The 23,809-nt window shown below is 68.6% G+C and carries 23 protein-coding genes; 11 read left to right on the forward strand and 12 right to left on the reverse strand.

Going from position 1 to position 23,809, the window contains the following annotated elements; all coding sequences use genetic code 11:
• From VGV37_RS18255 to VGV37_RS18270, 4 genes are all read left to right on the forward strand, one after another.
• A partial coding sequence (locus tag VGV37_RS18255; protein WP_326881169.1) for an isoleucine--tRNA ligase occupies positions 1-1,626 on the forward strand: 1,626 nt, incomplete at its 5' end.
• Between the two features lie 86 nt (positions 1,627-1,712).
• Positions 1,713-2,297 carry a DUF3035 domain-containing protein gene (locus VGV37_RS18260; protein WP_326881170.1) on the forward strand — a complete coding sequence of 195 codons (585 nt, stop codon included), beginning with the start codon at positions 1,713-1,715 and terminating at the stop codon, positions 2,295-2,297.
• A gap of 64 nt (positions 2,298-2,361) precedes the next feature.
• On the forward strand, positions 2,362-3,768 hold the full coding sequence (locus tag VGV37_RS18265) for a pitrilysin family protein (RefSeq protein ID WP_326881171.1): 1,407 nt from the start codon (positions 2,362-2,364) through the stop codon (positions 3,766-3,768).
• Positions 3,765-5,108: a pitrilysin family protein gene (locus tag VGV37_RS18270; RefSeq protein WP_326881172.1), complete on the forward strand. Its 1,344-nt coding sequence runs from the start codon at positions 3,765-3,767 to the stop codon at positions 5,106-5,108. The genes VGV37_RS18265 and VGV37_RS18270 overlap by 4 nt, the downstream gene beginning before the upstream one ends.
• A gap of 20 nt (positions 5,109-5,128) precedes the next feature.
• Here the strand turns inward: VGV37_RS18270 and VGV37_RS18275 are convergent, their stop codons facing one another.
• Complete coding sequence (locus tag VGV37_RS18275) at positions 5,129-6,622, reverse strand: PAS domain-containing methyl-accepting chemotaxis protein (protein WP_326881173.1); 1,494 nt, start codon at positions 6,620-6,622, stop codon at positions 5,129-5,131.
• A 421-nt stretch (positions 6,623-7,043) separates the two neighbouring features.
• Complete coding sequence (locus VGV37_RS18280) at positions 7,044-7,718, reverse strand: HAD family hydrolase (RefSeq protein ID WP_326881190.1); 675 nt, start codon at positions 7,716-7,718, stop codon at positions 7,044-7,046.
• A gap of 63 nt (positions 7,719-7,781) precedes the next feature.
• On the opposite strand from VGV37_RS18280, the gene mutL reads away from it, so the two are divergent.
• Both mutL and VGV37_RS18290 read left to right on the forward strand, forming a co-directional pair.
• Positions 7,782-9,620: a DNA mismatch repair endonuclease MutL gene (gene mutL, locus VGV37_RS18285; RefSeq protein ID WP_326881174.1), complete on the forward strand. Its 1,839-nt coding sequence runs from the start codon at positions 7,782-7,784 to the stop codon at positions 9,618-9,620.
• Positions 9,621-9,647: 27 nt separating this feature from the next.
• Positions 9,648-10,535 (forward strand): cation diffusion facilitator family transporter, encoded by an 888-nt coding sequence (locus tag VGV37_RS18290; RefSeq protein ID WP_326881175.1) that lies wholly within the window; start codon positions 9,648-9,650, stop codon positions 10,533-10,535.
• On the opposite strand, the gene VGV37_RS18295 is transcribed toward VGV37_RS18290, so the two are convergent.
• Genes VGV37_RS18295 through VGV37_RS18310 form a run of 4 tightly spaced genes read right to left on the reverse strand, consistent with a single transcriptional unit; the run spans position 10,532 to position 14,105 of the window.
• Positions 10,532-11,704, reverse strand: a complete 1,173-nt coding sequence (locus VGV37_RS18295) for a DUF3095 family protein (RefSeq protein ID WP_326881176.1) — start codon at positions 11,702-11,704, stop codon at positions 10,532-10,534. The two genes, VGV37_RS18290 and VGV37_RS18295, sit on opposite strands and share 4 nt — an antisense overlap.
• 34 nt (positions 11,705-11,738) lie before the next feature.
• A complete protein-coding gene (rsmD, locus tag VGV37_RS18300; RefSeq protein WP_326881177.1) occupies positions 11,739-12,308 on the reverse strand; it encodes a 16S rRNA (guanine(966)-N(2))-methyltransferase RsmD in 570 nt (189 codons plus the stop codon).
• Entirely contained in the window at positions 12,289-13,383 is a 1,095-nt protein-coding gene (locus VGV37_RS18305; RefSeq protein WP_326881178.1) for a pseudouridine synthase, read from the reverse strand. Before VGV37_RS18305 ends, rsmD begins: the two co-directional genes overlap by 20 nt.
• 2 nt (positions 13,384-13,385) lie before the next feature.
• On the reverse strand, positions 13,386-14,105 hold the full coding sequence (locus VGV37_RS18310; RefSeq protein WP_326881179.1) for a gamma-glutamyl-gamma-aminobutyrate hydrolase family protein: 720 nt from the start codon (positions 14,103-14,105) through the stop codon (positions 13,386-13,388).
• Positions 14,106-14,198: 93 nt separating this feature from the next.
• Between VGV37_RS18310 and VGV37_RS18315 the strand changes: the two genes are divergently transcribed.
• The 3 genes from VGV37_RS18315 to VGV37_RS18325 all read left to right on the forward strand — a co-directional run bounded on the left by VGV37_RS18315 (position 14,199) and on the right by VGV37_RS18325 (position 17,020).
• Positions 14,199-14,660, forward strand: coding sequence for a nucleoside deaminase (locus VGV37_RS18315; protein WP_326881180.1), 462 nt, complete (start codon positions 14,199-14,201; stop codon positions 14,658-14,660).
• 104 nt (positions 14,661-14,764) lie between these two features.
• A complete protein-coding gene (locus VGV37_RS18320) occupies positions 14,765-15,958 on the forward strand; it encodes an MFS transporter (protein WP_326881181.1) in 1,194 nt (397 codons plus the stop codon).
• A gap of 48 nt (positions 15,959-16,006) precedes the next feature.
• A complete protein-coding gene (locus VGV37_RS18325; protein ID WP_326881182.1) occupies positions 16,007-17,020 on the forward strand; it encodes a TRAP transporter substrate-binding protein in 1,014 nt (337 codons plus the stop codon).
• A 6-nt stretch (positions 17,021-17,026) separates the two neighbouring features.
• On the opposite strand, the gene VGV37_RS18330 is transcribed toward VGV37_RS18325, so the two are convergent.
• From VGV37_RS18330 to purD, 3 genes are read right to left on the reverse strand one after another with little or no spacing between them, the layout of a single operon-like run.
• Complete coding sequence (locus VGV37_RS18330; protein ID WP_326881183.1) at positions 17,027-17,779, reverse strand: hypothetical protein; 753 nt, start codon at positions 17,777-17,779, stop codon at positions 17,027-17,029.
• Positions 17,776-18,339, reverse strand: coding sequence for a GNAT family N-acetyltransferase (locus VGV37_RS18335; protein ID WP_326881184.1), 564 nt, complete (start codon positions 18,337-18,339; stop codon positions 17,776-17,778). The genes VGV37_RS18330 and VGV37_RS18335 overlap by 4 nt, the downstream gene beginning before the upstream one ends.
• The gene (gene purD, locus VGV37_RS18340) at positions 18,276-19,559 is read right to left on the reverse strand and encodes a phosphoribosylamine--glycine ligase (protein ID WP_326881191.1); all 1,284 of its coding nucleotides are present in this window, start codon (positions 19,557-19,559) and stop codon (positions 18,276-18,278) included. Before purD ends, VGV37_RS18335 begins: the two co-directional genes overlap by 64 nt.
• A 137-nt stretch (positions 19,560-19,696) precedes the next feature.
• Between purD and xseA the strand changes: the two genes are divergently transcribed.
• Positions 19,697-21,238 carry an exodeoxyribonuclease VII large subunit gene (gene xseA, locus VGV37_RS18345; RefSeq protein WP_349256463.1) on the forward strand — a complete coding sequence of 514 codons (1,542 nt, stop codon included), beginning with the start codon at positions 19,697-19,699 and terminating at the stop codon, positions 21,236-21,238.
• A gap of 14 nt (positions 21,239-21,252) precedes the next feature.
• Complete coding sequence (locus VGV37_RS18350) at positions 21,253-21,732, forward strand: cupin domain-containing protein (protein ID WP_326881186.1); 480 nt, start codon at positions 21,253-21,255, stop codon at positions 21,730-21,732.
• On the opposite strand, the gene VGV37_RS18355 is transcribed toward VGV37_RS18350, so the two are convergent.
• The 3 genes from VGV37_RS18355 to lpxK form a co-directional block, all read right to left on the reverse strand.
• The gene (locus VGV37_RS18355) at positions 21,702-22,160 is read right to left on the reverse strand and encodes a GNAT family N-acetyltransferase (protein WP_326881187.1); all 459 of its coding nucleotides are present in this window, start codon (positions 22,158-22,160) and stop codon (positions 21,702-21,704) included. The genes VGV37_RS18350 and VGV37_RS18355 overlap by 31 nt on opposite strands.
• Positions 22,161-22,170: 10 nt before the next feature.
• Complete coding sequence (locus VGV37_RS18360; RefSeq protein ID WP_326881188.1) at positions 22,171-23,061, reverse strand: lauroyl acyltransferase; 891 nt, start codon at positions 23,059-23,061, stop codon at positions 22,171-22,173.
• Positions 23,058-23,809: tetraacyldisaccharide 4'-kinase (lpxK, locus tag VGV37_RS18365; protein WP_326881189.1), on the reverse strand; the 752-nt coding region annotated here is incomplete at its 5' end. The genes lpxK and VGV37_RS18360, both read right to left, overlap by 4 nt.

The following is a 23,809-nucleotide window of genomic DNA, read 5'->3' on the forward strand; positions in this document are numbered from 1 at the left end:
GACGCGGCCGGTGGCCTGCTGAAGGCCGGGACGCTCGTCCATTCCTATCCGCATTCCTGGCGCTCCAAGGCGCCGCTCATCTTCCGCACCACGCCGCAATGGTTCATCTCGATGGAGACGAACGGCCTTCGCCAGACGGCGTTGCAGGCGATCGAGGATACGCGCTGGGTCCCAGCGGCGGGCCAGAACCGCATCCGCGCGATGATCGAAACCCGGCCCGACTGGTGCATCTCGCGCCAGCGCGCCTGGGGCGTGCCGATCGCCGTGTTCGTCGATAAGCGCACGCGCCAGCCGCTGCGCGACCAGGGCGTGATCGACCGGATCGCCGACGCCGTGGCGCGCGAGGGCGCCGACGTCTGGTTCACCGCCCCCGCGTCCCAATTCCTGGGCAACGGCTACGATGCCGAGGACTATGAAAAGGTCACCGACATCGTCGACGTCTGGTTCGACTCGGGTTCGACCCATTCGTTCGTGCTGGAGCAGCGGCCGGACCTGAAATGGCCGGCGTCGCTCTATCTCGAAGGCTCGGACCAGCATCGCGGCTGGTTCCATTCCTCGCTGCTGGAAAGCTGCGGCACGCGCGGTCGCGCGCCTTATGACGCAGTGCTGACCCACGGCTTCGTGCTCGACGAGCAGGGCCGCAAGATGTCGAAGTCCTTGGGCAACATCACGGCGCCCCAGGACGTGATCGACGCGTCGGGCGCCGACATCCTGCGTCTGTGGGTCGTGGCCTCCGACTATTACGAAGACCTGCGCATCGGCAAGGAGATCCTGAAGTACCAGTCGGACGTCTATCGCCGCCTGCGCAACACGCTGCGCTACCTGCTGGGGGCGCTCGAAGGCTTCGATGTCGCGGAGCGGGTCGAGCCTGCGGCGATGCCCGACCTGGAGCGCTGGGTGCTGCACCGCCTGAAGGAACTCGACGGGGTGATGCGCGACAGCACCGAGGCGTTCGATTTCCACCGGATGTATGTCGAGCTGCATCAATTCTGCTCGGTCGACCTGTCGGCGTTCTATTTCGACATCCGCAAGGATGCGCTCTATTGCGACCGGCCGGACGATGCGCGCCGCTGCGCCGTCCGCACGGTGATGGACTTGGTGTTCGACTGTCTGGCGAAATGGCTGGCGCCGATCCTGTGCTTCACCGCTGAGGAAGCCTGGCTCGCGCGCCATGGCGATGCGGCGGACGCGAGCGTGCATCTGGAAGTGTTCCCGGCCCTGCCGGATGCCTGGATCGCGCCGGAACTGGCCACCCGCTGGGCGACCATCCGCGACCTGCGCCGCGTCGTCACGGGCGCCATCGAGCTGGAGCGCGCGGCGAAGCGCCTGGGCTCCAGCCTGCAAGCCATGGTGACGCTCTACGCCGGTGCCGATGCCCAGGCGGCGCTGACCGGGCTCGACCTGGCCGAGATCTGCATCGTGTCCGACGCCCGGTTCAGCCTCGAGGCGGCGCCGGACGGCGCCTTCGCCATGGCCGACGCGCCCGGCATCGCGGTCACGGTCGAATTGGCATCGGGCGAGAAATGCCAGCGCTGCTGGCGGGTTCTGCCCGAGGTCACGACCATCCCGGCTCATCCGGATCTGTGCGGCCGGTGCGCCGATGCGGTCGATCATCATCACGCCTGATTCATAAGTAAGACATGCGGCTCGGCGACGGCTTGCTGCCGGCGCCGGAGTCGCGTACATAGGCGCGTCCTTCAGGTTGGATCGGCATGAAACGAACGGCATATCTTGGCACGACACTCGCCCTTCTCGTGATGGGTCTGAGTGGTTGCAGCGACACCCGCAAGGCGCTCGGCATCGACAAGGCCCCGCCCGATGAATTCTCGGTCGTGGCGGGCTCGCCCCTGACCATGCCGCCCGATTTCAATCTGCGCCCGCCGCGCAGCCCGTCGGACAAGCCACCGTCCGAGACGGCGGCCCAGGCCGGTCGTCAGACCGTGTTCCGTGCGGCGTCGGCCCAGCCGACCCAGGCCGCCGCGCTCAAGGCCGGTAGCAACAGCGGGCTCAGCGTCGGCGAACAGGCGCTCATCGCCAAGGCCGGGGCCAGCGCCACCGATCCGTCGATCCGCCAGCAGGTCGATAAGGAAACTGCCCAGATCACTGCCGACGACAGCGGCGGCTTCGTCGACAGCCTGCTGTTCTGGCGCGACGCCCCGCCGCCGGGCGAAGCGGTCGACGCGTCGCGCGAATCGCAGCGCCTGCGCGAGAACGCGGCGCTGGGCAAGCCCGCCTCGGTCGGCGACACGCCGCAGATCGAGCGCAAGCAGCGCGCCTGGCTCGAAGGCATTTTCTAGGCCGGATCGTTCAATATCGGTGTGGGGCATCCTGTGCTCGCGCGCCGCCTGAAGGCAGGTTCCGATGCGCCGTACCGCAAGCCTTCTTCGTGCGACGGCTGCGGCCGCCGCCCTGTTCGCCATCTTCGCCGGCGCCGCTTCGGCGGCTCCGCTGTTCGGCGAGAGCGAATTCACGCTGCCGAACGGGCTCGAGGTCGTCGTGGTGCCGAACCACCGCGCGCCCAACGTCACCCAGATGGTCTGGTACAAGGTCGGTGCCGCCGACGAGGAGCGCGGCTGGTCCGGTGTGGCGCATTTCCTCGAACATCTGATGTTCAAGGGCACCAGGACCCTGAAGCCCAAGGAATTCTCCGAGATCGTCGCGCGCAACGGCGGCCAGGAGAATGCCTTCACCAGCTGGGACTACACCGCCTTCCACCAGACCGTGGCATCGGACCGGCTGTCGCTGGTCATGGGGCTGGAAGCGGACCGGATGCACAATCTGGTCATCACCGACGAACAGCTGTTGCCCGAGCGCAAGGTCATTCTGGAAGAATGGCGCATGCGCATCGGCAACGTGCCGTCGGCCGTACTCGACCAGCAGGTCGAGGCGGCGCTCTATCTCAATCATCCCTACCGCATCCCGGTGCTGGGCTGGAGCGAGGAGATGGCGAAGCTCGACCTCGCTCATGAGCGGCGCTTCTACGACACCTGGTACGCGCCCAACAACGCGATCCTGATCCTGGCCGGCGACATCACGGTCGAAGCGGCCAGGAAGCTCGCGCTCCAGTACTACGGCAAGATCCCGCGCAAGGCGGTACCGGCACGCATGCGCCCGGTCGAGCCGATGCGCGAGGCCGATACGACCGTCGAGCTGAAGAGCGCCCGGGTGCGCAACCCGATCTGGAGCCGGGTCTATCTGGCGCCCAGCTACCACAGCGGCGACACGCAATATGCCTACGCGCTCGAAGTGCTGGCCGAGGTGCTGGGCGGTGGCGCCAACAGTCGCCTGCACAAGGCGCTGGTGCTGGACCAGTCGGTCGCGACCGGGGCGGGCGCCAGCTACGATCCGGAGCGGCTCGATCTCGGCAAGTTCAGCTACTACGTCAGCCCGCGCGTCGGCACCACGATCGACGCCGCCGCCGAAGCGGCCCAGGCGGTCATCGCCAAGGTTCTGGCTGACGGTATCACGGCGGACGAGGTCGACCGCGCCAAGACCCGCCTGCAGAATGAAGTGTTCTATGCCAACGACAGCCTGTCCCAGCCGGGCAACGTCATCGGCCGGGCCTTGACCACGGGATCGAGCCTGGCCGATCTCGACGCCTGGCCGGACCGCATCGGTGCCGTCACGGTGGACCAGGTCAATGCCGCCGCCCATGCGGTACTCGATGGCAAGACCTCGGTGACGGCGCGGCTGCTGCCGGCCAAGCCCGGCGCCGGCGGACCGGAACGGCCGCTGCCGCCCCAGACCCTGCCGGAGCAGATCCGATGAGCCGCCGCCTGGTCTTGCTGGGACTGGCGCTCGCGGCCCTGACTGCCGCGCGGCCGGCCGCCGCCGTGACCGTCGAGCGGGTCGTCAGTCCTGGCGGCATCGAAGCGTGGCTGGTCGAAGACCATAGCCAGAAGGTCATCAGCCTCGGCTATGCGTTCCACACCGGTGCTGCGAACGATCCGGCCGACAAGACCGGCCTGACCGAGTTCGTCGCCTCGACCCTCGACGAGGGTGCCGGCGATCTCGATTCCCAAGCATTCCAGGGCAAGCTGGAAGACCTATCCTCCTCGATCTCGTTCGAACCGTCCCAGGATTTCTTCGAGGGCAAGGTCCATACCGTGTCGCCCCACCGCGACGAGGTGTTCGACCTGCTGCGCCTGTCGCTGACCCAGCCGCGCTTCGACGAGGCGGCCGTTGCCCGGGTGCGCGACCAGATCGCCAAGGCGATCGCGGCTCGCGCCGAAGAGCCGAATGCGCTCGCCGGCAAGATCTGGTGGCGTGCCAATTTCCCGGACCAGCCCTATGGCCGGCCGGTGATGGGCTTGGCCAAGACCGTCGCCGGTATCACCGCCGACGATCTCAAGGCTTATGTGCAGAGCCGGTTCGGCCGCGATCGGCTGAAGGTCGCGGTCGTCGGCGACCTGACGCCGAATGAATTGAAGGCGCTGCTCGACCGGACGTTCGGCAGCCTGCCCGCGACATCGACCGAGCCCGTGGTTGCGGCGGACGCGAGCCCGGCGGCCGGCGGCAGCCTGCTGCTGGTCAAGAAGCCGGTGCCGCAGTCGATCGTGCTGTTCGGCCAGCCCGGCCTGGTCATCGCCGACAAGGATTATTATACGTTCCTCGTGGTCAACAACGTGCTGGGCGGCGGCACTTTTTCGACCCGCCTGGAGCATGCGGTGCGCGAGGAGCGGGGGTTGGCCTATTCCATCGGCACGGGCTTGGCCAATTACGACCATGCGGCCCTGCTGTTCGGCCAGGCCGGCACCCAGAACGCCAAGGTCGGCGAAACCATCGCCATCGTCCGCCAGGAATGGGCGCGCTTTGCGGCCCAAGGTCCGACCGACAAGGAATTGAAGGACGCCAAGACTTACCTGGAAGGCGCGTACGCGCTCGGCCTCGACTCGACCCTGTCGATCGCCGAGCGGCTGCTGTTCTTCCAGACGCACGGTCTGCCGATCGATTATTTCGACCGGCGCAAGGGTCTGATCGAGAAGGTCACGCTGGCCGATGCCAGGCGCGTCGCCAAGGCAGTGCTGGATCCGGCCAAGCTCAGCTTCGTCGTGGTCGGCGATCCGGCAGGCGTCACCCCAGACCGGGTGGTCGACCCGGCGGACTGATCCGGACGCCGGGCGCTGCTTCAGGCGGCGAGCGCGCGGGATGCCTCCTTCACCTTTCTGGTCGCCTCGGTCGCCGACGCCGCGGCATGGGCGATGTCGTTCATGCCGCGGCTGATCGCGTTCACGCCCGACGCCGCGACCTGCATGCTGGACGACATCTCGCGCGTCACCGCATCCTGTTCCTCGACCGCGGCAGCGATCGCGCCGGAAATCTCGTTGATCTGGGCGATGGTCTTGGTGATCGCGCCGATCGCTTCGGCGGCTTCGTTGGTGGCACTCTGGACCTGGGCGATCTGGCTCGTGATCTCTTCAGTCGCCTGTGCCGTCTGGTTGGCCAGCGACTTTACCTCCGACGCCACCACGGCAAAGCCTTTGCCGGCCTCGCCGGCCCGAGCGGCCTCGATGGTCGCGTTGAGCGCCAGCAGATTGGTCTGGCTGGCGATGCCGGTGATCAGCTTGATGACCTCGCCGATCCGGTCGGCGGCGCCGACCAACTGGGCCATGATCTGGTTCGTCCGCTCGGCCTGCTCGACGGAATCCGCCGAAATGCGCGAGGCGCTCGCGGTCTGGCGCGCGATCTCCTTGACCGACGCGACCAGTTCCTCGGCGCCCGATGCTACGGCTTGAACGTTGGCCGCAGTTTCGGTCGAGGCATCGGCGGCCCGCGTGGCCTGCTCGCTCGCGGTCGAGACCGCGCGGGTGATCTCGCTGAGATCGGTGTCGATCGACTGGCTGAGCGCCGCGCGCCTGACCCGTTCCCGGACCTGGTTGGTGATGTCTGTTGCGAACTTCACGACCTTGAACGGCTTGCCGGACGCGTCCAGGATCGGGTTGTAGGATGCCTGGATCCAGACCTCGCGACCGCCCTTTCCGACCCGGCGATACTCCGCCGTCTGGTATTCGCCGCGATTGAGCGCCGCCCAGAAATCGCGATAGGCGGTGCTGCCCTTCTCGGCCGGATCGACGAACATGCTGTGATGCCGGCCTTCGACCTCGTCCAGCCGATAGCCCAGGGCGTCGAGGAAATTCTGGTTGGCATGCAGAATTGTGCCGTCGAGCGCGAACTGGATCATCGCCTGGGACTTGTCGATCGCCTTGATCTGGCCCTCGTGATCGGCCGCTCTCCGCTTCTGCTCGGTAATGTCGGTCGCGAACTTCACGACCTTGAACGGTTTGCCGTCGGTGCCCAGCAGCGGGTTGTACGATGCCTGGATCCAGACCTCGCGCCCGCCCTTGGCGATGCGGCGGAATTCCCGGGCCTGATATTCGCCGCGATTGAGCGCGGCCCAGAAATCGCGATAGCCCGCACTTGTCTTTTCGGCGGGATCGACGAACAGGCTGTGGTGCTTGCCGCGGATTTCTTCGAGGCTGTAGCCCATCGCCTTCAGGAAATGAGGGTTCGCCGTCAGGATCGTGCCGTCCAGCTTGAACTCGATCGTCGCCTGGGACGCGTCGATGGCCTTCAACTTGGACAGGAGTTCATGCGACGCGCCAAGGAAAGGGAGTCCGAGCATGTTAAACAACTCCTGCGGGTTCTGGCGGAGATTTCGTGTCTGACCAAGTCATGAAGTCGCTAGATTGTTCCGCAGTTAAAGACAGTTCACCTCGTGAATCAATCCGATTCTGGAGATTCACAATCGCCGATGATTCAAATAACTATTGATAATAATTGAATTTCAGCAGAAGATAATCACGTATCGACACGGAATTTCCGATGATTACCGCTCGATTTTGAAAACGAATCTGGGAAAATCGGAAAATACTAAGATGAAATCAAAAATATCTTGAGAAAAATCGAGACTGCTTCTCGGCAAAAACCAGGGCGTCGTGCGGTATGATTGAGGTTGGGCATCCCAGCGCGAGACGAGACGATCCTGAGAAGAGCCGACCGTCCGTCAGATATTGCCTTTGCGGCGAATGGCCGCGTGCTCCAAATCAACGAAGCAGCGCGCGCTGCTGCAACAGCCCGGCGAGCGCGCCGCTGTCCGGAACGACCGCGTCGGCGCCGGCCGCTCGCAGCCGGCTGCCGTGATCGGGTGCGCAATGCCCCCCGCCGCAGAAGCCGATCGCGATCATTCCGGCCGCCTTCGCGGCTTCGATCCCGGGCACGCTGTCCTCGATCACCAGGCATTGCTCCGGTGCGGCAGATCGGCGCGCAGCCGCGTGCAGGAACAGATCGGGCGCCGGCTTGCCCCGGGCAACCTCGAGCGAACTGAACACGCCCGCGCCGAACAGGGGCGCATAGCCGCCGAGTGCCAGCGCGAGCGCCAGCCGGTCGGGCGGGCTCGACGAGGCGACGCAGCGATCGACTGCGACCCGCGCGACCAGGTCGGGCATGCCGGCGAGCGGCTGCAACTCGGTCCGGAACGCCTCGAACAGACGCGACTGCACCTGTTCGGTGTAGTCTTCGGGCAGCCGCCGGTCCCATAGCCCCTCGAGCATGGCGTGATTGTCCTTGCGGCTGCGGCCGACCGCGCGATGAGCGAACTCCTCGGCGGAAATCGGATGCTCCAACGCGTGCAGGAGTGCGACCTCGACCTTGCAGGCGAGAGGCTCGCTATCAACGAGAACGCCGTCGCAATCGAAGATGATGAGGGTGGTTGCCGTCATAGCCACGATATATAGTGTCCTTCAGTCGATCGCCGTTTCTAGCAAGCCCCACAGCCGAGCGCCATGTCGAACCCGATCCGCCAGCTTCCGACCGTGCTCGTCAACCGCATCGCCGCGGGCGAGGTCGTGGAGCGCCCGGCCTCAGCCGTCAAGGAACTGGTCGAGAATGCCATCGATGCCGGTGCCGGCCATATCGAGATCGGCCTGCGCGAAGGCGGCCAGAGCCTGATCGTCGTGACCGACGACGGCATCGGCATGGATCCGGACGGGCTGGTACTGGCGGTCGACCGTCATTGCACCTCGAAGCTGCCCGACGATGACCTGATGGCGATCGCGACCCTGGGCTTTCGTGGCGAGGCCCTGCCGTCGATCGGCGCGGTCGCCCGATTGACCCTGACCAGCCGGGCGCGCGGCGCGGCGGAGGCCTGGAGCCTGACGGTCGATGGCGGCGACAAGGGCAGGCCGATGCCGGCCGCGTTCGGCCAGGGCACCCGGGTCGAGGTGCGCGACCTGTTCTATGCGACACCGGCGCGGCTCAAGTTCATGAAGACGCCGCGTACCGAGCGCGACCAGGCGGTCGACGTGGTCAAGCGGCTGGCCATGGCGCACCCGGAAATCGCCTTCACCGTATTGGCCGACGACGACCGGGCGATGCTGCGCCTCGGCGCTGCCCCCCTGGCCGACCCGGTCGAGGAGCGGCTGTCGCGCCTGTCGGCCGTGCTGGGCCGCGATTTCGCCGACAATGCCCTGGCGGTCGAGGCGCTGCGCGAAGGCATCCGCCTGACCGGTTTTGCCGGTTTGCCGACGCTCAACCGGGCGACCTCGCGTGAGCAGTATCTGTTCGTCAACGGCCGGCCGGTGCGTGACAAGCTGCTGACGGGTGCGGTGCGCGGCGCGTACCAGGATTTCCTGGCGGGCGACCGCCATCCGATGGTGGCGCTGTTCGTCGATCTGCCGTCGAGCGAGGTCGACGTCAACGTGCATCCGGCCAAAGCCGAGGTCCGGTTCCGCGACCCGGCGCTGGTGCGCGGCCTGATCGTCGGTGCGCTGAAGCATACGCTGAACGCCGCCGGCCATCGCGCCTCGACCACGGTCGCCAATGCGACGATCGACGCGCTCCGCTCCGGCATGGCGCCGGCGATGCCCGCCCATACCGGCTGGAACGGGTCCTATGTCAGCAGCTTCCGTGCACCCTCCTATCCGCAGGGCCTGGGCGAGGCGGTCGTAGCGGCCTATGCGCCGGCGCCCAACCTGTTCGGCGGCGATCTGCCGGCCACGGCACCCCCCGGTGCCGCCGCAGAGGCCGCGCCCGGTTTCGAGCATTTCCCCCTGGGTGCCGCGCGCGCCCAGCTGCACGACACCTATATCGTCGCCCAAACCGCCCAGGGCATCGTCATCGTCGACCAGCATGCCGCCCACGAGCGCCTGGTCTACGAGCGCATGAAGGAGGCGCTGGCCGCGACCGGCGTCAAGCGCCAGGCCCTGCTGCTGCCCGAAGTGGTCGAGCTCGACGAGGCGTCGGCCGACCGGCTCGGGACCCGCGCCGGCGAGCTGGCCGAGTTGGGCCTGGTGCTGGAGCCGTTCGGCGCCGGCGCGGTCGTGGTGCGCGAGGTGCCGGCCCTGCTCGGCGACTGCGACGTCAAGGGGCTGGTGCGCGACCTGGCCGAGGAACTGGCGGAGTTCGGCGCCGCCCTGTCGCTCAAGGAGCGGTTGGAGGCGGTCTGCGGCACGCTCGCCTGCCACGGCAGCGTCCGCGCGGGACGGCGGCTCAACCCGACCGAGATGAACGCCCTGCTGCGCCAGATGGAGGCGACGCCCCATTCCGGCCAGTGCAACCACGGGCGGCCGACCTACGTTGAACTGAAACTGGGCGACATCGAACGGCTGTTCGGTCGGCGCTGAATCGATCCGGGCGCCGCAGGAGGGCCGATGACTCCCATCATGAAGGCCGCCTGGGGCAGCCTCGCGATCAGCGTGGTCGTGCTGTCGCTGAAGGCGGCGGCCTATTGGCTGACCGGCAGCGTGGCGCTGCTGTCCGACGCGCTCGAAACCGTGATCAACGTCGCCGCCGCCCTCGGTGCCCTGGTCGCCCTGCGGCTCAGTGCACGTCCGGCCGATGCCAATCACCACTACGGCCACAACAAGGCCGAATATCTGAGCGCGATGGTCGAGGGCGCCCTGGTGCTGGTGACCGCCTTCCTGATCGCGCGCGAAGCCTGGGTCGGCTGGAACAGCCCACATGCGCCGGAAACGCCGTTCCTCGGCATCTCGCTCAATGCGGCGGCCGGCGTCATCAACCTGTTCTGGGCGGTTTTCCTCATCCGCCGCGGCCGGTCCTGGAAATCCCCGGCGCTCATCGCCGGCGGGCAGCACATCATGACCGACGTCTGGACCACGGGCGCCGTGCTGATCGGCGTGGCCCTGGTTCCGCTGACCGGATACCTGCGGCTCGACCCGCTGATCGCGGGCCTGGTCGCCCTCAATATCCTATGGACCGGCTACGGGATGCTGCGGGAATCCATGGGTGCCCTGATGGACGAGGTGTCGGATCCCGAGGCGGTGGCGGTGATCCGCCGGATCATATCCCAGAACGCCGCCGGCGCGATCGAGGCCCATGACGTGCGCACCCGCACGGCGGGCAGCGTCACCTTCATCGAGTTCCACCTGGTCGTGCCTGGCCCCATGACCGTCGACGCCGCCCATGAAATCTGCGACCGGATCGAGGCGGCCCTGCGCAGCCACCTCGGCACCGCCGTGATCAACATCCACGTCGAGCCCGAGGGCAAAGCGAAACAGAGCGGCGTGCCGGTGCTCTAAGCGGCCGCCTCGCGGGCCTCGATCTTGTCGCGCAGCGCCTTGGACGCACGGGTGTAGCCGCCGCCGGCGCCGTCGATGAAGTGGACATGCCGGTTTTCGGCCATCGATTTGACCAGGCAGGTCATCACAGCCGCATCCGAGACGTAGAGCCCGAAGCCGATGGTGCCCGTCGCTTCCAGTTGCATCAGGTACGCTTCGATCCGCACGAGCGCATCCGGCGTGCAATCGATCACCATCTGCAGCGCATCGTCGATCTTGCAGAAATCGGAATTACGCGCGGTCTCAGCGAGAAAGCGATCGAGCACCGAGGGACGGCGGCCGAAGCGGAGCGCCAGTTGCAAGACTACCGCGCCGGTCAGGATGGCGAGCCGCCGCTGCAGGCGGCCGAACCGGGATTTCTGCCCGGCGGCGGCGATTTCGATCGCTATCGCTTCGCTGCTCGGCAGCCACCTTCGGCGCAGCGCCGTCTCCAGCATCTCCGGTGTCGTCGGGTCGGCTCCGTCGCCGGCGATTTCCAGCAGGCGGTGCAGCACCTGCCGATAGTCGCCGTCATGGTCGGCCATGGCCACGACCAGCGACACCATGCAGCCGCTGCGCGACGCGATCGGCTGCCAACGGCAGGACAGGCCGCTGAGGTCGGGTTCGGCGGCCTGTTCCGGCAAGGTGACGATGTCCGCGGAGACGCCCGCCTTGCGGCCCTTCAGCACCAGATCGAGGAAACCGACGCCCCCGCCGCGGAACATGGCGAAGCAATTGCCCGGGGAAACCTCGTAGCGTGCAACCATTATGTCGTGTCCGTAGCCGCGCAGGTCGCCGACCCGCATGGCGCCGGCCCTGAGCTTCAGGCCGGCATTGGCATCGGCGAAGGCACGCACGCCCGACAGTGCGGCGAAGGCGGCATCGGCATGCTCGGGCGGGATCAGGATGGTGGCGCCGTCGCCGCCGAACAGATAGGGCAATTCCATGCCGACGCAGATGTTGCGAACCGCGGCAATGCACGACGCGGCGATCATGTTGACGGATTTCTGCTGCCCGCGCTCGACCGCGCGGGTCGAACCCTCGATGTCGGTGATGGCGAGTTGCCAGTCGCCTGGCGCCGGCCGATAGCGCGAGGGATCGAGCGCATCGTCGAGGCTGATGACCGGATCGAGCTGGTCGTAGAACGACATTCTTCACCCGATTCCCGTTGTCCGGTGCGGTATCCTAGCCGGCGATCCCGTAGCGCATCAGCACCAGCCGGGCTGCACCATAGCGCCGTTCATCCCCGATGGTGAAGCCATCCGGCGCGGCGAAGTCTTCCTTGGCGCCGACCTCGAGCACGACCACGGCGCCGGGCGCGATCCAGCCGGCGGCGACCAGGTTCTTCAGCGTGGGCGGCGCCAGGTCCTTGCCGTAGGGCGGATCCAGGAACACGAGCGAGCAGGGATCGGACGCCCGGGGCGGGGCGACGGCGTCGCCCCGCTGGATGGTGGTGCGCGCGCCTTCCTTCAACGTCGCGACGTTGCTCTTCAGCACGGCGAGCGCCACCGGCGCCAACTCCAGGAACGTCACATGGGCGGCACCGCGCGACAGGGCTTCGAGGCCGAGCGCTCCGGTGCCGGCAAACGCGTCGAGCACGCGGGCGCCGGCGATCGGCGAGCCCGCGGCGGCCCAACGGCCATGCTCCAGGATGTTGAACAGGGATTCGCGCGCGCGGTCGCTGGTCGGCCGGACCTTGTCGCCCTCGGGAACGGCGATCGGCCGTCCGCGATGGCTACCGCCGACGATCCGCACCGCGCGGGCCTCCGGGCTTCTTGGCCGCGTCGCCCGGGCGGGCCGGTGCGCGTTCGCTGCGGGCGCCGGCCGGCTTCGGTGCGGCAGATCGCGCGGCGGGCCGTTCCGAGGATCGTTCGGCGGACGGGCGCGCAGGTCCGGCGGAGCGGGCCGCGGGCTTGCCATAGGCAGGCCGGCCCTCGGCCGGGCGTTCGGCCGCGACGGGCGGCCGGCCGCGCTTCGTCGGCGGCTCGACCGCGCGATGGGGCTTCGGTATGCGGACGCGGCCCTTGGGGGCGGCCGCCGGCTCTTCCTTCAGGGTCAGGGTCTTGCGCGCTGCCCCCTTATCCTTTGCGGCGCCCAGGCCCAGCTGGTCGCGCAGCACACGGCGCGGCACTTCCTCGATGTCGCCGCGCGGCAGCAGGCCCAGCTGGAACGGCCCGTAGGACAGGCGGATCAGCCGGGTCACCCCATAGCCAAGATGCTCGAATACCTTGCGGATCTCGCGGTTCTTGCCCTCGGTCAGCGCTACCGTCACCCAGGCGTTGGAGCCCTTCTGGCGCTCGAACTCCACTTTGATCTCGCCGTAGCGCACGCCCTCGATCACCACGCCCTCGGCCAGCGCCAGGAACCGCTCCGGCTCGACCGTGCCATGGACGCGCACCTTGTAGCGCCGCACCCAGCCGGTCGAGGGCAGCTCCAGCTTGCGCGCCAGCTCGCCGTCATTGGTCAGCAGCAACAGCCCTTCGGAATTGAGGTCGAGGCGCCCGACCGAGATGACCCGGCCCAATTCCGGCGGCAACGTGTCGAACAGGGTTGGCCGGCCCTTCTCGTCGCGATGGGACGTCACCAGGCCCGACGGCTTGTGGTAGCGCCACAGCCGCGAAGGCTCCGGTTCCTTCAGCGGCTTGCCGTCGACCAGGATGATCGAACCCGAGGTCACGACCACGGCCGGCGTGGTCAGCAGCTTGCCGTCGACCGAGACCCGTCCGTCCTCGATCCAGCGCTCGGCATCCCGGCGCGAGCAGAGGCCGGCGCGCGCCAGCACCTTGGCGATGCGGTCGCCCTTTTCGGGAGCACCGGTGTCGTCGCTCATCTCTATCGTCCCTGGGCCGCGGCGACGAAGGCGCGGAAGATCGCCTCGTCGGGCGGGCTGATCTCGAATTCCGGATGCCATTGCACGCCCAGGCAAAAGCGCTTGCCGGGCAGCTCGATGCCCTCGATCACGCCGTCGGATGCCACCGCGTCGACCACGACGCCGGGGCCGACCGTCTTGACCGCCTGGTGATGGGCCGAATTCACCGCGAAGCGTGCGGTCCGGGTGATGTCGTGCAGCAGGGTGCCGGCGGCGACGGCGACCTCGTGCCCCGGTTCGTCGCGCGGGTTCGGCTGCTCATGGGCGAGCGGTGCCGCAACCTCGTCCGGAATATGCTGGACGAGCGTGCCGCCCAGGGCCACGTTCAGCAGCTGCTGGCCGCCGCAGATGCCCAGCACCGGCTTGTCCGCGTCGAGCGCCAGCCGGGTGATCGCCAGCTCGAACGCGGTGCGCCGGTCCTTGGTCGTGACGCTGTCGTGCCGCAGTTCGGCACCGAACAGGGCGGGGTCGACGTCGAATGCACCGCCGGTCACGATCAGTCCGTCGATCAGGTTCAGATAGTCGGCGGCCCGCTCCGGCTCGTGCGGCAGCAGGATCGGCAGGCCGCCGGCGCGCACGACGGCGCCGCAATAATTCTCGCGGATCGCGTACCAGGGAAATTTGGAGTAGCCACCGGGCTTTTCCGAATCGAGAGTAAGGCCGATGATTACGGGGCGAGACATGAGCGATCCTTCTAATCGAACGCCGACCATAAGCGTCCGGGGAAACCGGCGCAACGGCAGGGCGCGCATGGGTCTCGGGCGCGCAGGGCGGCGATGACCGTGGCACGGCGGCCGAGCTTCATGGATATGGCGCTGGTTCAGGCGCGGGCGGCCGCCACGGCCGGCGAGGTGCCGGTCGGCGCCGTGCTGGTCGAGGCCGCGAGCGGCCGCGTGCTGGCCCAGACGCGCAACCGGATCGAGGAGCTGAACGATCCGACCGCCCATGCGGAGCTGCTGGCGATCCGCGCGGGGGCGGCGCTGCTGGACAGCCCCCGCCTGCCGGCCTGCGACCTCTACGTGACGCTCGAGCCCTGCCCGATGTGCGCGGGGGCGATCGCCTTCGCCCGGCTGCGCCGGGTCTATTACGGTGCAGGCGACCCCAAGGGTGGCGCTATCGACCATGGCGTCAGGCTGTTCGACCAGCCGAGCTGCCATCACCGGCCGGAAGTCTATGGCGGTATCGGCGAAACCGAGTCGGCCGAGCTGTTGCGGGAGTTCTTCCAGGCGCGGCGCTGAGGCCTGCGCGCTCGGCAGGCCACCCTGCAAGGGTTCGATCTGGACGTAATGCTTGCTCATGCAAATATGAGGGGCCCATCTGTTCCCGCCAGGTCCTCCCGCTCATGCCCGATGCCATGCCCGAAAAGCCGCTGACCCGCGGCGCCGTCCTGGTCATGGCCGGCGCCTGCGGCTTCGGCGTCGCCAACATCTACTATAACCAGCCGATGCTGGCCGACATGGCGGCCGACCTGCGCGACCCGGCCGTGGCGGGCATCGTGCCGACCGTGACCCAGGTCGGCTACGCCCTGGGCCTGCTGTTGCTGGCGCCGCTCGGTGACCGGTTCGATCGCAAGCGGCTGATCCTGATCGAGCTGGCGGGCCTGGTGGCTGCCCTCGGCGTCGCCGCGATCGCGCCCAATCTGGCAGTGCTGGCCCTGGCCAGCCTGGCGGTCGGCGTGCTGACCACGCTGGTGCAGCAGATCGTGCCGATGGCGGCCCATCTGGCTAGCGCCGAGCGGCGCGGCCAGGTCGTCGGCACGGTGATGAGCGGGCTGCTGATCGGCATCCTGGGCGGTCGCGTGCTGTCGGGCGCCGTAGCCCAGCACCTGGGCTGGCGCGAGATGTTCGTCATCGCGGCCGGGCTGATGATCGTGCTGTTCATCGTACTCGTCGGCCTGCTGCCGCGCACGGCGCCGACCTCGACCCTGTCCTATCCGGCCCTGATGCGCTCGCTCTGGCGCCTGTTCCGCTGCGAGCCGGTGCTGCGCGAGGCGTCGGCGGTCGGTGCCCTGCTGTTCGCCGGGTTCAGCGCCTTCTGGGCGACGCTCACGCTGTACCTGGCCAGCCCGGCCTACCATCTGGGCGCCCAGGCCGCCGGCCTGTTCGGCCTGGTCGGCATCGCCGGCGCGCTGGCGGCCCCCCTGGCCGGCCGGCTGGCGGATCGGGGCGGTCCGCGGCGCACCGTCGGTTTCGCCATCCTGGTGACGCTGCTGTCTTTCGCGGTCTTCGCATTCGCCGGCCGCTGGCTCGCCGGCCTGGTCGCGGGCGTGCTGCTGCTCGATCTGGGCGTCCAGGGCGCCCAGGTCTCGAACCAGTCGCGCATCTATGCGCTGCAGCCCGAATCGCGCAGCCGGATCAATACCGTGTACATGGTGATCTATTTCGCCGGCGGCTCCGCCGGCTCGGCCCTGGGCGCGCTTGCCTGGAGCTATGGCGGCTGGCTCGCCGTCTCGGCGCTGGGCGCCGGCTTCACCGGTCTGGCGCTGCTGATCCATGTCTTCAGCCGACGCGAGACGATGGCACGCGCCGCCGCCTAAGCCCCTTGCCAGGCGGCACGGGAACGCCTATGCCCGGTTGACGTTTCCATGCAAACGATCCGGGGCGTCGCGATGGGCAGGCACGGCGGTTTTCAACTCCTGGCGCTGATGCTGTTGCTGCTGGCCGAACCGGCCTGGGCCCAGGGATTGCGCTGGGACATGCCGACCGAGTACCCCCGGGATTCGATGCCGGGTGCGGGCATCGAACGATTCGCGTCGCAATTGAATACGCTCAGCCATGGGCAGATCCTGGTGACGCCCAGCTACGACGCGGCACTGGGGCTGAAAGGGATCGGCCTGTTGCGCGCCATCGAGGCCGGGCAACCGCCGCTCGGCGATAGTTTCGCCGGCCCTCTGGGGCAAATGGCACCGATCTTCCTGCTGTCCTCGCTGCCGTTCGTCGCGACCTCGTTCGAGGACGCGCTGCGGCTCTACCAGGCGGCCAAGCCGACCTACGCAGCAGCCTTCGCCCAGCACCACCAGCGGCTGCTTTACGCGACACCCTGGCCGCCGACGGGCCTCTGGGCCAAGCATCCGGTGCTGAGGCCGGCGGATCTCGCCGGCCTCACGATCCGCGCCTATGACGAGACCAGCCGCCAGGTGATGGACGCAAGCGGCGCCAAAGCGGTCTATCTATCCTTCGCCGATGCCATGCCGCGGCTGAAGGACGGTTCGCTTCAAGGCGTGTTGTCTTCGGGTGATGGTGGGGCGGGGCGGCGGCTGTGGGATTTCCTGCCCAGCTTTACGGCGATCAACTACGCGGTGCCGCTCAGCCTCGCCAGTATGAATGAGGCCACGTTCGACGCCTTGCCCCAGGCGCTCCAGCAGGCCGTCGAGGTGGCGGCACGCGCGACCGAGGCCGCGCAATGGCAGGAGATCCGATCCCGGCTCGACGCGAACTACGCGATGATGCGCGCCAATCGGGTCGAGATCAGTCCGGCGCCCGATCCGACGCTGAAGCAGCTGCTGGACCATGCCGCCGAAGGCGCGATCACGGCCTGGGAGGCTGAGGTCGGCCCCGCCGGTGCGGCCGTGCTCGCGACCTATCGGGCGCAGCACTGAGGGGGCTCAGGGGAACCGGTCGTCCGGCCAGTCCTCGTCGCTTTCCCAATAGCCCACGAAACTTTGCGATTTGTCGTGCCAGGCGCCGTCGGCGAAGCGGTAGCTCGTCAGGTCGACCACGAATTCGCCGGTTGCAGCCCATGTGGGGTTGGCGTAGTTCGGACGGCAAGCGACGACCTGGATGATCTTGTCCCGGCTGCCGGGGGTCGGATCGGCGACGATCTTCCAATCGTTTTTCAGAGATCGCGTCAGTGCCGTGCGGCCCGGCAGCGCCACCGGCACCAGCTTGCCCTTCACGACCTCGACTAGCGTCGTTTCCAGTCCGGCATAGGAACCCATGCCGACGCTATGGTCCGCCGAGACCAGGAAGGTCGGCGCGCCATCGTGCAACACCTGGGCCTCGATATCGGCCAGGGGCACATCGAACGGTTCGTCCGCCAGGATCTGGCCCGCCCCATCGGCGAGGCGCAGGTGGGCAGGCAGCAGCGGCTTCCTGGCGAGCGAGGCGCGCAACGGGTCCTTGGCCGCCAGGATCAGATCGGTATCGTTGGTCTGCAGCCACATCTCGGCCCGCAGGGCCGGCCCGATCCGGCTGTCTTCGACAATCTGCAGCGCGCCGTCGATCCCGCTCGCGGCTTTGTCGAGCGGCAGGCTGCGATGCAGCGCATAGCCCGCCGGCACGACAGGCTCGTCGGCCGAAGCCGGCGCGGCGAGGGCCAGGACCAGCAGGATTGTCGATGCGCACAAGCGCCACGTCATGGGCGACCGCCGCTCGGTTGCAGCGGCAGGACATAGACCGGCAGGATCCGGCCGGGAATTGCGTCGGACGGCGCGTCATTCCGATAGGTGGCGCCTTGGGCCTGGTAGAATGGCGCCGCATGGGGATCAGCCAGGATGGACAGGGTCTTGCCGCCGCGATCGCGTGCCAGCGCCGCCGCGTGCCGAAATAGTGCCCGGCCGACTCCGTGACCGATCCAGGCCGGCTCGACATAAAGCAGGACCAGCTCGATCGTCTCCTCTCCGTCCGTACCGCCGATCTGATGCAGGCCGATCGGCCGGTCTTCGCGATCGGTCGCCACGAAAAGATCGCCGGCGCGGATCGCGGCCGGATCCACGGTCAGTGCAGGGCGGCACCGTTCGAGAAAGGCTTGGTCATAGCCCCAATGGGCCTTGGCGCGCAGGCAGAGTGCCGACAGCGCCGGTGCCTCGCCGGGTTCGGCTGCGCGGATCGGTGACTGTGCCAGGGCGTCCGTGGTCAGCTCCGCTCGCGCGCCACGGCGCGCCAGCCGATGTCGCGCCGGCAGAACCCCTCGGGCCATTGGATCCGGTCGACCGCCTGATAGGCGCGGCCCTGGGCCTCGCCGACCGTGGCGCCCAGGGCGGTCACGACCAGGACCCGGCCGCCATCGGCGACGATCGTACCGTCCTTCAGGGCGGTGCCGGCATGAAAGATCTCGACGGTCGGCGCGGCCGTGGCGGCGGCTTCCAACCCGTGGATCGCGGTGCCCTTGCGCGGGGTCTCGGGATAACCCTCGGCCGCCATCACCACGCCCAGTGCCGCTTCCGGACGCCAGTCGAGCGAAATCCGATCGAGCGTTCCGTCGCGGGCCGCGACCAGTGCCGGCAGCAGGTCGGATTTCAGCCGGCGCAGCAGCACCTCGCATTCCGGATCGCCGAAGCGGACGTTGTATTCGATCAACTGCGGCCCCGATGCGGTCAGCATCAATCCGGCGAACAGCACGCCCTTGAACGGCTTGCCCTCGGCCACCATGCCAGCGAGCGAGGGGCGGATGATCCGGTCCATCACCTGGGATTCCAGCGCCGCGGTCAGCGCCGGGGCCGGTGAATAGGCGCCCATGCCGCCGGTGTTGGGGCCGGTGTCGCCGTCGCCGACCGCCTTGTGATCCTGGGCTGAGGCCAGCGGCACGGCGGTCTTGCCGTCGACCAGGGCGAAGAAGCTCACTTCCTCGCCGTCGAGGAATTCCTCGATCACGATCTCGATGCCGGCATCGCCGAAGCGCCGGTCCAGCATCATGGCGTCGACCGCGCGCAGGGCCTCGTCCAGCTCATGCGCCACCACCACGCCCTTGCCGGCGGCGAGCCCGTCGGCCTTGACCACGATGGGCACGCCGCGCCGCCGGATCTCGGCCTTGGCCGCGTCGGAATCGGTCGTCCGCAGGTACGATCCGGTCGGCACGCCGTATTTGGCGCAGAGATCCTTGGTGAAACCCTTGGAGCCTTCGAGTTCGGCGGCGGCCCGGCTCGGCCCGAAGCACTTGATGCCGTGGGCCTCCAAATGATCGACCAGTCCGGCGACCAGCGGTGCCTCCGGCCCGACCACGACGAAGTCGATCCGTTCGGCCTGGGCCAGCGCCAGCAGCCCGTCGAGATCGGTGACGGCGACCGGGCGGCACTCGGCCAGGGCCGCGATGCCGGCGTTGCCGGGCGCGCAGATCAGCGCGTCGCACAGCGGCGAGTCCTTCATCGCCCAGCACAGCGCATGTTCGCGCGCGCCGGAGCCCACGACCAGAATTCGCATCGCCATCCTCGTCTCGAAATCACACGCGTCTTGAAAGCACTGTCGCCCGTCGGCCGGCTTTCATATCATAGCCCATGGTTTCGGATAGCCCCCCCTCAGCGACTGACGCTCCCGCGCCCGGCGCCAACCCGTCCAATGTGCCGGTCTATTCGGTCAGTGAAATCTCCGGCGCGCTGAAGCGCACGATCGAGCAGGCCTACGGCTATGTCCGGGTGCGCGGCGAGATCAGCGGCTGCAAGCGCCACGGCTCCGGCCACATCTATCTGGCGCTGAAGGACATGGACGCGGTCATCGACGCCGTGTGCTGGCGTGGCACGGCCGGCCGCCTCAAGGTCGACCCGGCTGACGGCATCGAGGTGATCGCGACTGGCCGGCTCACCACCTTCCCCGGTCGCTCGAAATACCAGATGGTGATCGAGCAGATGGAGCTGGCGGGTGAGGGCGCGCTCCTGAAGCTGCTCGAAGACCGCAAGCGCAAGCTCTCGGCCGAGGGCCTGTTCGCGGCCGAGCGCAAGCGGGCGCTGCCCTACCTGCCGACGGTAATCGGCGTGATCACCTCGCCGACCGGGGCCGTGATCCGCGACATTCTGCATCGCCTGAACGAACGCTTTCCGCGCCACGTGCTGATCTGGCCGGTGGCGGTCCAGGGCGATTCGGCGGCGGAGCAGGTCGCCCGCGCCATCGACGGCTTCAACCGCATCGTGCCGGGCGGCCCGGTGCCGCGCCCCGACCTGCTGATCGTGGCACGCGGCGGCGGTAGCCTCGAAGACCTGATGGCGTTCAACGAGGAAATCGTCGTGCGCGCGGCGGCGGCGAGCAAGATCCCGCTGATCTCGGCGGTCGGCCACGAGACCGACACGACCCTGATCGATTTCGCCAGCGACCGGCGTGCGCCGACGCCGACCGCGGCGGCCGAAATGGCCGTACCGGTCCGGCTCGACCTGTTGACCGAAGTGCGCAGCCTGGGCGGCCGGCTCGACGCCGCCTCGATCCGGCTGGTCGAGGAGCGGCGCCTGCGCCTCGACGGGCTGGCGCGCGGCCTGCCGGACCCGGTCCGGCTGATCGAGGCGGCGGAGCAACGGCTCGACGATCGGGCCGAGCGGCTGAAACTCTCGATCGGCGCCCTGCTGCGCGACCGGGCGGCGCGCGTCGCCACAGCCGGAGCGCAACTGAAGCATCCGCGCCAGCAGATCGCCGAGCACGAGCGGCATCTCGCCGGCGCCGCGGCCCGGCTTCGGCCGGCGCTCGACCGGACGATGGAGCGGGCAGGGGAACGGGTCGCCCTGGTCGGCGATCGGCTGCGCGCCGTGCCTATGCTGCCGGCGCTCGATCGGCGCTTTCAGGACCTGACCGCCCTGGGCAACCGGCTCGATGCCGCCGCCCGGCGCGATGGCGAGGCGCGCGGCGAGCGGCTGCAGCGGCTGACACAGGTGCTGGAGTCGCTGTCGCCCTTCAAGGTGCTGGAGCGCGGCTATGCCGTGGTCGAGGATCGCGCGGGCCAACCGCTCGGTGCCGGCGCGATCGAGCCGGGCATGGCGCTGACCTTGCGCTTCCATGATGCGACCGTGGCGGCCCGGGCCGAGGGGGCTGCGGCCGGTCTGGGCGATGGGAACCCACCGGCACCGAAGCCGGTCCGGAAGCCGAAGCCCACGGAAGAGCGGCAGCCGACCCTGTTCTGAACGAGGAAGCCAGCATGAGCGACGCCGAAGCCACCAAGCCGTTTTCGATCGACAGCGTGCCGTGGGAGGAATGGTCGGAGGGCGAGAGGTTCGGCAGCCGGGTGCGCCGGATCGGCAGGGCAGGCGGGGCCAGCCATGTCGGCGTGCTGGTGGAGGAGCTGTCGCCCGGCAAGCAATCGAGCCCGCTGCACTACCACACGGCCGAAGAGGAGCAGCTGATGATCCTGGCCGGAGAGGCGACCCTGCGGCTCGGCGACGAACGCTACCTGATGAAGGCCGGCGATTATGTCGTGTTCCCGGCCGGCCAGAAGCTCGGCCATGCGCTCGTCAACGAAAGCGACGAGACCTGCCGCTTCCTGATGATCGGCGAGCGCGACCCGAACGACGTGTGCATCTATCCGGATTCCAACAAGATCTACAGCCGGCAGACCGGCGAGACTTACGACAAGTCGGCGGTGCGGGACTATTGGGACGGTGAGGATACCGGCGGCTGACGCCGCTCCATCGCCCGGCCGGGCTCGGCGATCGGGGTGAAGCCGAACTGCTGGTAGAGCCCCTGGGCATCCCTGGTGAACAGCGTCCAGCGCCGCAAGTCCTGCAACTCGGGATGGGCCAGGATCGCGCCCATCAGCATTTTCGACAGGCCGCGGCCGCGATGGGTCGCCATGACCCAGACGTCGGCCAGATAGGCGAAGGTGGTGTAGTCGGTGATTACCCGCGCCCAGCCGACGAGCGTGCCGTCGGGGGTATGGACGCCGAACGGCAGGGAATGGGCGAACGCACGCGATACCTGCTGGAACGAGCGGCCCTGGGCCCAATAGCTCTCGGTCGACAGGGTGCGATGGATCAGGTCCATGTCGAGACGGGCCGGATCGGTGCTGATGGTGAAGCCGTCGCGCGTGGTTTCGAACGGGGCGATCATCGAACCTCCTTCAACTGTCCGGCCAGCGCCGGTGGAGCCAGAACCAGTGGCCGGGCCGCGCCCGGATCCAGCTTTCCAGCATCTGGTTGATCCGGGTCATGAGCGCCAGCACGTCGGCCGGCCGGTCGCCGCTCGTCGGCAGGTCGTGCGCCGAAAACACCGTGACCCGGAACCGCGCGCCCGGCAGCCGCTCGACCCGGGCCGGCAGCACGCTGCAGTCGTAGCGCAGCGCCAGTTCGGCGATCGCCGGCGCGGTCATGGCGTCGCGCCCGAAGAACGGCACGGCGATGCCGTCGTTCATCTTCTGGTCGACCAGCATGCATAGCGACTGGCCGGCGCGGATGGCGCCGACGATCTTGCGGGCACCCGTGGCGCCCTTGGGGATCGGATCGGCACCCAGATCGCGCCGCAGCTCGATCATCATCCGGTCGACCAGCGGGTTGTTGGCCGCGCGATAGACTGCCGCGAGCTTCAAGCCGTAGAGCGCGGCCGCGAGCGCCGCCACCTCCCAATTGCCGAAATGGCCGGAATAGAAGATCAGCGGCTTGCCGCGCGCGATCGCCGCATCGACATGCTCGAGCCCGACCGCCTCGATCGCGGCACCCGGCGTGAACGCATCCATGGTCTTCAGGTGGGGGAACTCGCCGACGACCCGGCCCAGGTTGTCCCACATCTCGGCAAGGACCCGGTCCTGGGCCGCGCGATCCAGCTCGGGCAGCGCGCGCGCCAGGTTGCGCCGGGCCCGGCGGGTGATGCCGAGGCGGGACCCGATCGTGCGGGCGAGCCAGCCGCCCAGTGCCGAGGCCGCGGCCCGGGGCAGCGCCCCGAACAGCGCCATGGCGACGCCGGCGAACGCCGCCTCGATCCGCTGCCCGGTGGTGGCGCGCGCGTCGTCGCTCATCGAGCCTCCAGCAGCGGCAGGATCAGCCGTTCGATCAACGCCAGGTCCGACGCGTCGCGCCAAATCAGGCGCACGGGCAGGGTCTCGACCCGGGTCCGCAACTCGGGCGGCAGGCGCACCCAATCCTTCGTCGTCGTGACCGCGACCGCCCCGGCCTGATCGGCCTGGGCGACCAGATCGGCCAGCTCTTCGGTCCGATAGGCGTGGTGATCGGGAAAGCCGATGCCGGCGATCAGGTCGGTGCCCAGCGCCGTCAGGCTGTCGAAGAATTTCTGCGGCCGCCCGATGCCGGCGAAGGCCAGGACGCGGCGGCCGCGCCAGCCGGCGGCGTCGCCATTCGGCACCAGCCTTGCCCATGCGACCGGCAGGTGGCGGGCCAGGTCGCGGCCGAGATCGTCCGGATCCTCGCCGATCAGCACGGCGGCCTGGGCGCGGCGTAAACCGCTGTTGCGCGCCTCCCGCAGCGGGCCGGCCGGCATGACCCGGCCGTTGCCGAAGCCGTAACCTCCGTCAACGACCAGCAATGCCAGATCCTTGACCAGGGATGGGTTCTGAAATCCGTCGTCCATCAGGATCAGCTCGGCACCCCCCACCGCTGCGGCGCGCGCGCCGGCCGGACGGTCGCGGGCGACCCAGGTCGGCGCCGCCTCGGCCAGCAGCAACGCCTCGTCGCCGACCGCGCGGAAATCATGGGCCGCCGGGTCGACCCGGACCGGGCCGGCGAGCGCGCCGCCGTAGCCGCGGGTCA

This window comes from Aliidongia sp. (assembly GCF_035943795.1).
Lineage (GTDB): Bacteria > Pseudomonadota > Alphaproteobacteria > ATCC43930 > CGMCC-115725 > Aliidongia.